The 13,070-nt window shown below is 67.4% G+C and carries 9 protein-coding genes; all 9 read left to right on the plus strand.

The features are described from left to right. Window positions 1–200: 200 nt before the first annotated feature. Window positions 201–1,250, plus strand: a complete 1,050-nt coding sequence (locus NS2_RS11930) for an alpha/beta hydrolase (RefSeq protein ID WP_052086320.1) — start codon at window positions 201–203, stop codon at window positions 1,248–1,250. A gap of 227 nt (window positions 1,251–1,477) precedes the next feature. Further along, on the plus strand, window positions 1,478–2,461 hold the full coding sequence (locus NS2_RS11935) for an alpha/beta hydrolase (protein ID WP_071812443.1): 984 nt from the start codon (window positions 1,478–1,480) through the stop codon (window positions 2,459–2,461). A gap of 363 nt (window positions 2,462–2,824) precedes the next feature. Continuing rightward, entirely contained in the window at window positions 2,825–3,865 is a 1,041-nt protein-coding gene (locus NS2_RS11940) for an alpha/beta hydrolase (protein WP_033087602.1), read from the plus strand. 200 nt (window positions 3,866–4,065) lie between these two features. After that, on the plus strand, window positions 4,066–5,394 hold the full coding sequence (locus tag NS2_RS11945; RefSeq protein ID WP_425575438.1) for an alpha/beta hydrolase-fold protein: 1,329 nt from the start codon (window positions 4,066–4,068) through the stop codon (window positions 5,392–5,394). Between the two features lie 107 nt (window positions 5,395–5,501). Beyond that, window positions 5,502–6,542 carry an alpha/beta hydrolase gene (locus tag NS2_RS11950; protein WP_081985867.1) on the plus strand — a complete coding sequence of 347 codons (1,041 nt, stop codon included), beginning with the start codon at window positions 5,502–5,504 and terminating at the stop codon, window positions 6,540–6,542. Between the two features lie 266 nt (window positions 6,543–6,808). Next, window positions 6,809–8,923, plus strand: coding sequence for an alpha/beta hydrolase-fold protein (locus NS2_RS11955; protein ID WP_081985868.1), 2,115 nt, complete (start codon window positions 6,809–6,811; stop codon window positions 8,921–8,923). A gap of 164 nt (window positions 8,924–9,087) precedes the next feature. Continuing rightward, a complete protein-coding gene (locus NS2_RS11960) occupies window positions 9,088–9,594 on the plus strand; it encodes a DUF732 domain-containing protein (RefSeq protein WP_237088105.1) in 507 nt (168 codons plus the stop codon). Continuing rightward, window positions 9,591–10,571, plus strand: a complete 981-nt coding sequence (locus NS2_RS11965) for a cutinase family protein (protein ID WP_052086322.1) — start codon at window positions 9,591–9,593, stop codon at window positions 10,569–10,571. The genes NS2_RS11960 and NS2_RS11965 overlap by 4 nt, the downstream gene beginning before the upstream one ends. Before the next feature lie 473 nt (window positions 10,572–11,044). Beyond that, window positions 11,045–12,967 (plus strand): long-chain-fatty-acid--AMP ligase FadD32, encoded by a 1,923-nt coding sequence (gene fadD32, locus NS2_RS11970; RefSeq protein ID WP_033087604.1) that lies wholly within the window; start codon window positions 11,045–11,047, stop codon window positions 12,965–12,967. The last annotated feature ends 103 nt before the right edge of the window (window positions 12,968–13,070 follow it).

Here is a 13,070-nt window from a genome sequence, read left to right on the forward strand (position 1 = left end):
CGAAAAGGCCCCCGCCCACTTGGACGGGGGCCTTTTTCGTTCCCCGCGGAAGATCGTTTCGCGACTCGCCGCGCTGAGCGCACCGGACACGCCCAGCTGGTCATCCGATAATCGTTCCGTAGCGAAGATGAGTTCTGCGTGATCGATGTGATCTGTTCTGCGTGATCAGTGTTCTGCTCAAACCGAGAAGGGCTGGGTCGATGCGGGTGCGAGGCTTCACGCGAAAGGTTCTGGGCGTCGCCGCTGCCGCCCTCCTGATGCCATTCGGGGTGGCGGTGATCGAAGCACCACCGGCGGCAGCGGCATTCGATCCCGCCATCTTCGACTTCTGGGCCGATTCCCCGTTCATGGGGCCGATCAAGACCCGGGTGCTGCGGGCCCGGGACGGCAACACCCAGCGGGTGGCCTACGTGCTGGACGGCATGCGGGCGCAGGAGGATCTGAGCGGCTGGGAGATCAATACCAATGTGCCCCAGGTGCTGGCCGACTGGAACATCAATGTGGTGATGCCGATCGGCGGGCCGTCGAGTTTCTACGCCGACTGGGATTCGCCCAGTTCGTTCTTCGGCATCACACCGGGCACGGGTTCCGCGGCCTACGGCACCGGTTCGGGCGCGACCGAGGCGCTGGGCGCGGGTCCGGGCAAGAGCTACCGGTACGCGTGGGAGGACTTCATCACCAACCACCTGCGCTGGGAGTTGCAGAATCGCCTGGGCTTCAACCCGAATCGCAATGGCGTGTTCGGGCTGTCCATGGGCGGCAGCGCCGCGCTCACCCTGGCGGCCTACCACCCCGACTTCTTCAGCTACGCCGGTTCCTACTCCGGCTACCTGAACATCTCCGCGCCCGGCATGCGCGAGGCCATCCGCCTGGCCATGCTCGACGCCGGGGGCTACAACGTGGACTGCATGGCCCCGCCGTGGGGTCCGAGCTGGCTGCGCATGGACCCGTTCGTCTTCGCGCCCACCCTGATCGCCAACAACACCCGGGTGTGGGTCTCGGCGGGCAGCGGCGCGCCCATGCCCGAGGATCTGGACATCCCGATCGGTATGGCCGCCGACCGCCTGATCCGCGGCGCGCCCCTGGAAGCCTTGGCGCTGGCCAACTCTCGCGCCTTCCAGGTCCGCATGCTGACCCTGAACGCGCAGAACGTGGTCTACGACTTCCCGGCCAACGGGCTGCACGCCTGGACCAACTGGGCCAATGACGCCTACCGCATGATCCCGGACATGTCGGCGAATATCGGCTGACGATTCGACGATCCGGCCGCCGCCCGAATGGGTGGCGGCCGGTGTCTTTGGCGGGTTCGGGGGCGAAGCCCCTGAGAGCCCCGAGAGTTGGGATTAATCACGGTTTGGTCGCGTGAGGTGTTTCGATAGCGATTCGCTCCGAATTGGGGCCTATAGAAGATCCAGCGTCAGCAGTTTCTGCATTTCGGCTGTGGTCAACGGTGACCACGCTCGTGAAAGGCGAGTCGATGCGGTCTGTTCGGGTGCTTCGCGGTGGGTTGTGGCGGTCCCTGGCGGGACTCGCTGTGGCAGTTGTCGTTTCACTGTCTGGTATGGCTGGGTTGGCCGGGCCCGCGCGGGCCGCATTCGATCCGGGCGGCTACGACTTCTGGGTCGATTCCAGCATGGGCCCGATCAAGTCGCGCATCTTCCGCGCCCAGGACGGCAATACCCACCGCGTGGTCTACGCGCTGGACGGATTGCGCGCCCGCAACGACCTTTCCGGCTGGGAGATCGATACCGCGATCGAACGCGCGCTGACCGCGTGGAACATCAATGTGGTGATGCCGGTCGGTGGCCAGTCCAGCTTCTATTCGGACTGGGTGGCCCCCAGCAACACCAATGGGCAGACCGTGCCCTACGCCTGGGAGACCTTCCTGACCCGGGACCTGCGCAATGCGCTGGCGGCCCGGCTGGGCTTCAATCCGTCCGGCAACGGGGTCTTCGGTTTGTCCATGGGCGGGAGCGCCGCGCTGGTGCTCGCCGCCTATCACCCGGACCAGTTCCGTTATGCCGGATCGTATTCCGGGTATTTGAACAATTCCGCGCCCGGCATGCGCGAGGGCCTGCGCGCCGCGCTGCTGGACGCGGGCGGCTACAACATCGACGCCATGTGGGGTCCGCCGTGGAGCGAATTGTGGCTGCGCAACGATCCTTTCGTTTTCGCGCCGCTGTTGCGCGACCACGGCACCCGGCTGTGGATCTCCAGCGGAAACGGCCTGCCCGGTCAGCGGGACGTGGTGCGTAGCCCACTGGACGCGTACAACGTCGGCAATGCGATGGGCCTGGAAGCCATAGCGCTTGCGAATACCCGCTCGTTCCAGGCTCGGCTGGACTCGCTGGGCGCGAACAATGCGGTCTTCGACTTCACTCCCGACGGCGTGCACAACTGGCCGTACTGGGCCGACCAGGTCTACAAGATGCTGCCGGATCTGAGTGCCAACATCGGTTGAGCGAATCCGCCGGGGCCGCTCGACCGATACCGCCAAGACGCAAGCGGCGTAAGGGATTTCCACGTTGCCGCGACATCACGTGCGATTCGCGATATGGTCACCGCGCCATTACGGTTGTATGCGATGGTGGGAATCCCCTAATCATTAAGCATGACCTTGCCAACCGCTCGGAGCGTCGAATACCCTCCAGCGAGCGCAAGTGTGACCGCCAAGTGGTAGCGCTTCGCTCGCAGAGAACTGTCGGGATTCGCTGCGAGTGCTGATCGCGTATGTCCGTGGCTGGCTTTGTCATGCGGGTGCGCGCGATTGACAACTTAAGACACCGCAGTAGCGCAGTGCTGCGGTAGAGAAGGAGCAGTATCCATGCGTTTCGGCAGGTCCGCCGTGCCGGGAGTATCGCCGCGTGGCCGGGCGCAGAGTGGTTGGCGCATACGGCTCGTCGCCGCCACCGTCACCGCTGCGGCGCTGGCTGTCCCGACCGCCTCCCTGGCCGCCCCGTCCATCGCGAATGCCGCGCCGGTGTTCGGCCCGATGCATCGCGGGGTTCCGGGCAGCTTCGAAGAGCTGATGGTCCCCTCCAGCATGGGCCCGATCAAGGTCCAGGTGCAGTGGGCGCGCAACGGCGGTAGCTCCGCGGTCTACATGCTCGACGGCATGCGCGCCCGCGACGACCGCAATGCCTGGGCCAACGCCGACGAAGGCGACGCCCCCGGCATCTTCGCCAATGACGACGTGAACGTCATCATGCCGGTCGGCGGCCAGTCCAGCTTCTACGCGGACTGGGCGGCCCCATCCAACACCAACGGTCAGAAGTTCACCTACAAGTGGGAGACCTTCCTGACCAAGGAACTCCCCGATTTCCTTTCCGGCTACGGCGTTTCGCGTAACAACGTGGCCATCGCGGGCCTGTCCATGGGTGGCTCGGCCGCGCTCATGACCGCCGCCTACCACCGCGACATGTTCAAGCAGGCGACCTCGTTCTCCGGCTACCTGAACCTGTCCGCGCCGGGCATGCGTGAGGCCATCCGCCTGGCCATGCTGGACGCGGGCCGCTACAACGTGGACTCGATGGCCGCGCCGTGGAGCCCGGCCTGGCTGCGCATGGACCCGTTCGTGTTCGCGCCGCAGCTGAAGAACCTGCCGATGTACATCTCCTCGGGCAACGGCATCCCCGGTCCGCACGACGGCATCGGCTCCTTCGGCGACGCGTTCAACACCGGTAACGCCATCGCCCTGGAGGCGCTGGCCGTGGTGAACACCCGTGCCTTCCAGGCGCGTCTGGGCCAGCTCAGCATTCCGGCCCAGTTCGACTTCACCGCGACCGGTACCCACAAGTGGGGCTACTGGCACGACGAGCTGATCAAGGCCCGCCCGGGCATGCTCAGCGCGCTGGGTGTCGCCTAGCCCGAAGGGGTATGTGCGGCCTAGCCCGAAGGGGTGTGTGTCGCCCAGCCCGCAGGGGTCAGCCCATAGCTGAAACGAATGAACCGGCCATCCGACAGAGTGGCCGGTTCTTTTATGCCTCCCCAAGATTCGCCGCAACGGGGTAGAAAACGTATGTGACAGCTGTGGCAATTGGTAAGAGGGGGAGAGGCGGCCGCAGAGTGCCGGTCGCGCTCGCGGTAGCCACGACGGCCTTGCTGACGGTGGGGACGGCGTATGCGGAACCGGGGGCCGCGCCACCGACGGGCGAAGCGGCCAAACCGACCAAACCCGCTATTCGAAACGCGGTGTGGCTCACCGACAGACGGGTGGCCCTGTGGGTGGACTCACCCGCCATGGGCACCCAGATCCAAGTCCAGCTGCTGCTGGCCCGGGACTGGAATGCCAAGCCGGAGGCCAAATTCCCGATGCTCTTGCTGCTCGACGGGCTGCGGGCCGCGGACGATCAGAGCGGTTGGACGAAAGACGCTGGGGCGGAGGCGTTCTACGCCGACAAGAACGTCACCGTGGTACTGCCGGTCGGCGGCGCGGCGGGTTTCTATTCGGACTGGAAGCAGCCCGACCACGGCAAGACCTACAAGTGGGAAACGTTCCTCACCAAGGAATTACCGCCGTTGCTCGATCGTGATTGGCGCACCACCAATGTGCGCGGCCTGGCCGGACTCTCCATGGGCGGCACCGCCGCCATGACGCTCGCCGCCCGCAATCCGGGCTTCGTACGCTATGCCGCTTCCTTTTCCGGCATGCTCACCCTGACCACCCTCGGTATGCCGCAGGCGGTCGCGTACGCCATGCGCGACGCGGGCGGCTACAACGCCGACGCCATGTACGGCCCGCCCACCGACGCCGAATGGGAGGCGCACGATCCCTACGCGCTCGCGGAAAAACTGAAGGGCCTCAGCCTGTATGTGTCCAGCGGCAGCGGCCTGGCGGGCGTCTACGACATTCCCGCCGGTATTCCGGGGGTGAGCACCAACTGGACCGGTATGGCGCTGGAAGTGCTGTCCCGCTTCTCTTCTCGGCAGTTCGTGGCCAAGCTGAACAAGCTCAGCATTCCGGTGCAGGTGAACTACCGGCCGTCGGGCACGCATTCCTGGCCGTACTGGGATTTCGAGATGCGGCAGTCCTGGCCGCAGGCGGCGTCGGCGCTGGGTGTGGAGGCGGCCAAGCCCGACGGCGCGGCGGCGGGCGCGATTCTGCCTGTGGCGCTGGGAAAGTCGTGGCTGGGTGACTGCCTGACTCCGGAGTACCAGCTGTCCGGCGGTGTGGCGCAGGCCTTCCGGGGCGGTCGGGTGCTGTGGTCGGGGGCCACCGGCGCGCATCCGGTGGGCGGCATGATCGGCGGTGCGTTCGAGGGCGCGGCGGGACCCGCTGGCGCACTCGGCTTTCCCACATCCGACGAAACGCCCATTCAGGGCGGCGCGCAGCAGGCTTTCCAGCACGGCACCATCGTCTTCCGCGACGGCAAGGCCGAGATACACGCCACCTGAACGGGATACCCGCCGAATGCCCGCGGGCCGACGGTAGAGTGCACCGTTGTCCGTGACTCCCGTCACGTCGGTGTGCTTCCCCCCTGCGGTTCAGGAGATCGATCTCTATGGCAGTACAGGGCGCTTCGTCATGCCCGCGCAACGGTTCGGTTCGAAAGTCCCCGCGCGTTCGACAGTCCAGGAATGCTCGCGGCTCGCTCTGGCGGCGCGCCTTGGTGGCCGCTGCGGCCGTGGTGGCGCTGCCCGGTCTGGCCGGGCCCGCGCTGGCCCTGCCCACGCACCCGCTGCACCGCTCGCCCGAGGGCGGGTTCGAGGAGCTGATGGTGCCGTCGAGCATGGGCCCGGTCAAGGTTCAGGTGCAGTGGGCCAAGCACGGCGGCGACGCCGCGCTGTACCTGCTCGACGGTCTGCGCGCCCGCGACGACTTCAATGCCTGGACCTTCGAGACCAACGCGCTGGCGCAGTTCGCCGAGGACAACATCACCCTGGTGATGCCGGTCGGCGGCCAGTCCAGCTTCTACACCGACTGGCGCGCGCCCTCGAGCACGAACGGTCAGAAGCTCACCTACCGCTGGGAGACCTTCCTGACCGAGGAGCTGCCCGCCTTCCTGGAGGGCTACGGCGTCTCCCGCACCAATGACGCGGTGGCGGGCCTGTCCATGGGCGGCTCGGCGGCGCTGGCCCTGGCCGCCTATCACCGCGACCAGTTCAAGCACGCGTCCTCGTTCTCGGGCTACCTGAACATCTCCGCGCCCGGTATGCGCGAGGCCATCCGCATCGCCATGCTGGACGCGGGCCGCTTCAACGTCGATTCCATGGCCTGGCCGTGGAGCCCGGCGTGGCTGCGCATGGACCCGTTCGTCTTCGCCCCGCAGCTGCGCAATCTGCCGATGTTCATCTCCGCCTCGTGGGGCGTGCTGGGCGCGCACGACAATCCGGACTCCGTGATCGGCCTCTTCAACACCGTCAATTCCGTTGCCCTGGAGGCGCTGTCGATGGTCAACACCATCTCCTTCATGGCCCGCATGAACCAGCTCGGCATCGGCGCGCACTACAGCCTGCCGATGCGCGGCACCCATTCGTGGGGCTACTGGCAGGACCAGCTGGCCACCGCGCGCCCGGACATCCTCGCCGCGTTGGGGGTGTAGTTGGCGTATCCCAAGGTGACAGCTGATTTCGTAACGGTCGGGGTAACTCCCCGGGTACGTCCAAAATTGGTGTCGCGACTGACCGCCGGCACGCGTGCGGGACCCCGACGGCTCTTAGCTGTGCGCTGAAGTCGCGGTGAGGCGGGGGAGAAACTGGTCGTTTGCTGTAGAACGGCCGGTTTCCGTGTGTCCTACCGGGAGTCACGTGCTTCCGGAGGTACAACACTTGTGTGGCTGGAGTTGTCCGTGTGATCGAACGAGGGCGTATGCGTTTGCTGGCATGCGCCGTGGCTGCGGTATTCCCGCTGGCCGCGGGCACTTTCGTGGGGAGCGGCCCGGCATCGGCCGCCCCGGAGGCACCCGTCCCGGCCGCGAGCATCCAGAAGATGACGTGGCTCAACGACCGGCGCGTGACCGTCTGGGTGAACTCGCCCGCCTCGGGCGCACCGGTGGAAATCCAGTTGCTGCTGCCCCGCGACTGGAATGCCAAGCCGGACGCGAAGTTCCCGGTCGTCTACATGCTCGACGGCCTGCGCGCCACCGACGACGAGAACGGCTGGACCAAGGACGCGGGCGCGGTCGGCTTCTTCGCCGACAAGAACGCGCTGGTGGTGCTGCCGGTCGGCGGCCAGTCCAGCTTCTACGCCGACTGGCTCGCGCCCGACAACGGCCGCAACTACCAGTGGGAGACCTTCCTGGTGAGGGAGCTCCCGCCACTGCTGGAGAGCCAGTTCCGGGCCACCGATGTGCGTGCGGTGGAGGGCCTTTCGATGGGCGGCACCGCGGCCATGATGCTGGCCGCCCGCAATCCCGGCTGGGTGCGCTCGGCCGCCTCCTACTCCGGCTTCCTCACCCTGACCGCGCTGGGCATGCCGCAGGCCGTCAATTTCGCCATGCACGACGCGGGCGGCTACGACTCCAGCAAGATGTTCGGCCCGCCGTCGAGCCCGGCCTGGAAGGAACACGACCCGTACGAGCTGGCCGACAAGCTCAAGGGCACGGCGCTGTACGTGTCCAGCGGCAACGGCGTGGCGGGCACCACCGACCCGCTCTCCGACATTCCGGGCATCACCACCAATTACGCGGGCCTGGGCCTCGAGGTGCTGTCGCGGCTGAGCACCCAGAACTTCGTGGCCAAGCTCAACAAGCTGAATATCCCGGTCTCGGTGAACTATCGCGCCTCGGGCACCCATACCTGGCCGTACTGGGACTTCGAGATGCGCCAGGCGTGGCCGCAGACCGCCGCGGCCATCGGCGTGGACGCCACCGCGCTGGACTGCAAGATCGCCGGGGCCATCGCGCCCGTGGTGCAGGGCAACAACTGGCTGGGCGACTGCCTCTCCGGTGAGTACCAGGTGCCCGGCGGCGTGGCCCAGGACTTCCGCGGCGGCAAGGTCTTCTACTCGCAGCCCACCGGCGCGCAGCCGGTCGCGGGCGCGATCGGCGGCAGCTATGCCGGACTCAGCGGCGCGGCAAGCGGTTTGGGCTTCCCGACCGCCGTCGAGGGCGGACTGCCCGACGGCCGCGGCCGGTTGCAGCCCTTCCAGCACGGCTCCATCTACTGGACCCCGCAGACCGGCGCGCAGGCGGTGCGCGGCGCCATCTTCGACACCTGGTCCAAGGCCGGCTACGAGCGCGGCCCGGCCGGTTACCCCAACGGCCAGGAGACCCGCACGCCGCAAAGGGACGGCGTGGTGCAGGGTTTCGAGAACGGGCCCATGTACTTCAGCGCCAAGACCGGCGCGCACCTGGTGCAGGGGCTGATCCTGGGCAAGTACGCCCAGCTCGGCTTCGAGAACAGCCCTTACGGTTTCCCGACCACGGAGGAACGGGGCCTGCGCGACTTCGGCCGCTACTCCGCGTTCGAGGGCGGCAATATCTACTGGAGCCCGCTCTCGGGCGCCTGGGGCGTGCACAGCGGTCCGATCATGGACGCCTGGGGCGCAACCGGATTCGAGAACGGCCCGCTCGGCTTCCCGATCTCCGATGAGGGCCAGACGCCGGGCGGTTCGCAGCAGACCTTCCAGGGCGGCACCATCACCGTCCGCGACGGCCGGGTCACCGCGGCCACCCTCGACGGCCGCCCGATCACCATTCCGGGCAGCGAGCAACCCAAGCCCGATCCGGCCCAGCCCGCCGCCCAACCGCAGCCCGCGATTCAGCTGCCGGGTCTGCCCGCGGTACCGCTCCCGGCGGGGCAGACACCAGCACCCGCCGCCCCGGCGGCCCCGGCCACGCAGCCCGCGTCCCCGGCGCCGCAGCCCGCGCCCGCGAGCCCGGCACCGCAGCCCGCCGCGGCTCCGGCCCCCGAACCCGCGCCCGCCGAACCCCCGCAGCCCGCCCCGATCCCGGCGCTGGGCCCGGAGGTTCGCCCCAACTGAGACTTTCCGGACCAATAGGCCCTAACCGGCCCTAAGAAGTAGATGAGGTTCCGTTGCGACCCGCGACTGGACACCGGGTTGCGGCTAGCCTGGGGGCGACCTTTTGCCCTTGGACAGAACTAGGAAGCGAATAGATGCACGGGACCCGTGGAAAGGTATTCGGCGTGGTAGCCGCCGTCGCTGCCGCCGGACTGCTCGCCGCCTGCGGTAGCAATGACTCGACCGCCAAGAGCACGCCCACGCTGACCACCACGAAGGCCGCGACCGCGCCGACCACTCCGGCTGCCGGTGCCCCTTCCGCCACGGAGCAGCAGCCCCCGCAGGCCGCACCGGATTCCGCGACCGCGACCTCCTCGCCCGAGCGTCCGCAGCCGGTGCCGAGCCAGTTCCTCACCACCCCGAGCGGCTCCCCGGCGCTGTCGGACAAGGAGAAGGGCTTCCTCGACGAGCTGAAGAAGGCCGGTATCACCCCGGGCTCCTCCGATATCGCCATCACCGCGGCCAATCTGGTCTGCCAGGGCAAGGCCGAGAACGCCCCGCAGGACCAGATCGTCACCTACGTGACCGCCATCGCCGGCTCCGATCCCTCCTTCGATCCGTCCAAGATGTCGGTCGAGCAGGCGGGCAAGATCTACTACGACGTCGCCTCGAAGAGCTACTGCAACAAGTGACGACACGACGCCGAATCGGACGACGCCGGCCGCGCCCGGCAGGTTGCCTGCTGCTCGTCATCGCCGCGATCGTGATCGTGGTCGTGGTGGCGCTGCTGCTGTGGTACCTGCTGGCGGGCCGGCTGCGGCTGCCCGGCCCCAAGCCGCCGGGCCCGCAGCGTCCGACCTCGCAGCCGGCCACCTGCCCGGACGTGCTCATGCTGTCCGTGCCGGGCACCTGGGAGTCGAACAGCAATGACGACCCCTACAACCCGACCGCGAACCCGGCGTCGCTGATGCTGAACATCTCCAACCCGATTCGGGAGAAGTTCCCCAACGAGCGGGTCGAGGTCTACACCGTCCCGTACGTGGCGCAGTTCTCCAACCCGATCGCCATTCCGCCGGACGGCCAATCCTCCTACAACAACAGCCGTTCCGAGGGCGCCAAGCGCGCCGCCGACAAGCTGACCCAGACCTACGCCCAATGTCCGCTCACCACATATGTATTGGCGGGCTTCTCGCAGGGCGCGGTGATCGTCGGCGATCTCGCCGCCCAGATCGGCGCGGGCAAGGGCCCGGTCCCCGAGGACCTGGTGCTGGGCGTGACCACCATCGCCGACGGCCGCCGCGATATCGGCGATCCGGGCGAGGCCACCGAAATCGGCCCCACCCCACCCGGAGTCGGCGCGGAGGTCGCGCTGCGCGGCCTCAACGTCCCCGGCATCACCATGACCGGCCCGCGCGGCGGCTTCGGCAAGCTCACCGGCCGTACCTTCACCATCTGCGCCGCAGGCGATCTGATCTGCGACGCCCCGCGCCAGGCGCTGAGCCCGGGCAATGTTCTCGGCAGTCTCAATGTTCTCGTCCGTGCCGTGGGCAACCCGGTCCACAGCCTCTACAACGGTTACCGGGTCGACGACAACACCACCGCCACCGAGTGGACCGTGAACTGGGCGTCGGGCCTCGTCGAAAACGCTCCGCACCCGGCACATTCGTAAGCGATCGCTCAGAGCTTCTTACGCGTTGGGGCGCACCATGGGTGATCAGTACCCGTCCCGGTATGTGACCCCACCCGACCGACCCCCCAGTTTCAGGGTCACCCGGTAAAGTGCTCCGGGTTGCGACACAGCCGAGACCCGGTGAGTGCGGCAACTCACATCCATGTCCTGGTTGTGTCCCATGTGGGGCGCTGCCCACCCATTTGGAGGCATTCGCGCCGGTGAATCCGTAGTCCAGAGGTGTGAGCTGGGAGATGTTCGGCCGCTCCAGAGCATGGCCGGGCAGGCCCTCTGTAACATGTCCCTGGTTTGAGAACATCTAGCCAATAGACGGTCACCGCGCAGACCGCAACACAATTCTGCAGGTTGGCTCTCCCATGGAGCTCCCGCGGGCGAAGAGAGTCGGGGCCTCACAGGTAACAGCGGCAATGCATGCCGTCTCATGCCGCGTGTGCCTCGGAGGAGAAGAAGGAATGGACGAGACTTTCGACGATTACCTCGACGAAACGGGGAACATCACGATTCCCGAGGGACGCACCCTCGTCGACTACGTCGAGAAGCACACCCACGGTAATGACGCCAACGACTTGGCCTACCGCTATATCGATTACTCACGCGAGCGCGACGGTGAGTACCAGGACCTCACTTGGAGTCAGTTCGGCACGCGGCTGCGCGCGGTGGCCGCCCGACTGCAGCAGGTGACCAAGCGGGGCGATCGCGTCGCGATCCTGGCTCCGCAGGGCCTGGACTACGTCATCTCCTTCTTCGCCGCCATCTACGCGGGCACCATCTCCGTGCCGCTGTTCGATCCGGACGAGCCGGGCCACACCGATCGCCTGCACGCCGTGCTCGGCGACTGCACGCCCGCCGCGATCCTGACGGCGAGCTCCTCCGCCGCCGGTGTCCGCCAGTTCTTCCGGTCGCTGCCCGCGGCCCAGCGCCCGCGCATCATCGCGGTGGACGCGATTCCCGACAGCGTCGGCGAATCCTGGGTGCGCCCGGACATCCGGGTCGACGACATCGCCTACCTGCAGTACACCTCCGGCTCCACCCGCGTGCCCGCCGGTGTCGAGATCACCCACCGCGGTGTCGGCACCAATGTGCTGCAGATGGTGAACGCGCTTGACCTGAACGAGAACTCGCGCGGTGTCACCTGGCTGCCGCTCTACCACGACATGGGTCTGTTGACGGTGATCCTGCCCGCCGTGGGCGGCAAGTACATCACCATCATGTCCCCGGCCTCGTTCGTACGCCGCCCCGCGCGCTGGATCAACGAGCTGGCCGCGGTCTCCGACGGCGCCGGAACCTTCGCCGCCGCACCGAACTTCGCCTTCGAGCACGCCGCCGTGCGCGGCCTGCCCAAGCCGGGCGAGTCGCTGGACCTGTCGAACGTGATCGGCCTGATCAACGGCTCCGAGCCGGTGACCACCACGTCGATGAAGAAGTTCAACGAGGCGTTCGCGCCCTACGGCCTGCCCAAGACCGCCATCAAGCCCTGCTACGGCATGGCCGAGGCCACCCTGTTCGTGTCGGCCACCCGGCACGAGGACGAGGCCAAGGTCATCTACGTGGATCGCGTGGAGCTCAATGCCGGTCGCGTGGTGAAGGTCGAGCAGGGCACCGAGAACGCCATCGCGCAGGTGTCCTGCGGTTACGTGGCGCTGTCGCAGTGGGCGGCCATCGTGGACGGCGAGTCCATCGATTCCCCCGAGGGCGCGCGCGAGGTGGCCGACGGCCAGGTCGGCGAGATCTGGTTGCACGGCAACAACATCGGCATCGGCTACTGGGGTCGCGCCGAGGAGACCCAGAACACCTTCCGGAACCAGCTGGCGCACCGCCAGGCCGAGGGCAGCCACGCCGATGGCGTTCCGGCCGACGGCATCTGGCTGCGCACCGGCGACTACGGCGTCTACGTCGACGGCGAGCTCTATATCACCGGCCGCGTCAAGGACCTGGTGATCGTGGACGGCCGCAACCACTACCCGCAGGATCTGGAGTACTCCGCGCAGGAGGCCTCCACCATGGTGCGCGACGGGTTCCTCGCCGCCTTCGCGGTGCCCGCCAATCAGCTGCCCGCCGAAGTATTTGCGCAGGACAGCCATTCGGGTCTGAAGTACGACGCCGACGATGCCAGCGAACAGTTGGTAATCGTGGCCGAGCGCGGTCCCGGTGCCGGTAAGGCCGATCCGCTGCCCATCGCGGACGCGGTGCGCGCGGCCATCTCCTCCCGGCACGGTGTCACCGCGCGTGACATCCTGCTTGTCCCCGCCGGGTCGATCCCGCGCACGTCCAGCGGCAAGATCGCGCGTCGTGCCTGCAAGGCTGCTTATCTGGAGGGCACACTGCGTGGTGGTTACACGCAGCAGGCTTTCCCCGATGCACCAGACGAGGAGTGAGACGACCGTCTCACAGATGAATGGCGCGAGCCGGTTCGGCTCGCGCCATTCATGCATGGATCACCAACCCGGATTCACGCCGCGCACCGTACGCAGACAGGTA

The sequence above is a fragment of the Nocardia seriolae NBRC 15557 genome, assembly GCF_007990715.1.
GTDB lineage: Bacteria > Actinomycetota > Actinomycetes > Mycobacteriales > Mycobacteriaceae > Nocardia > Nocardia seriolae.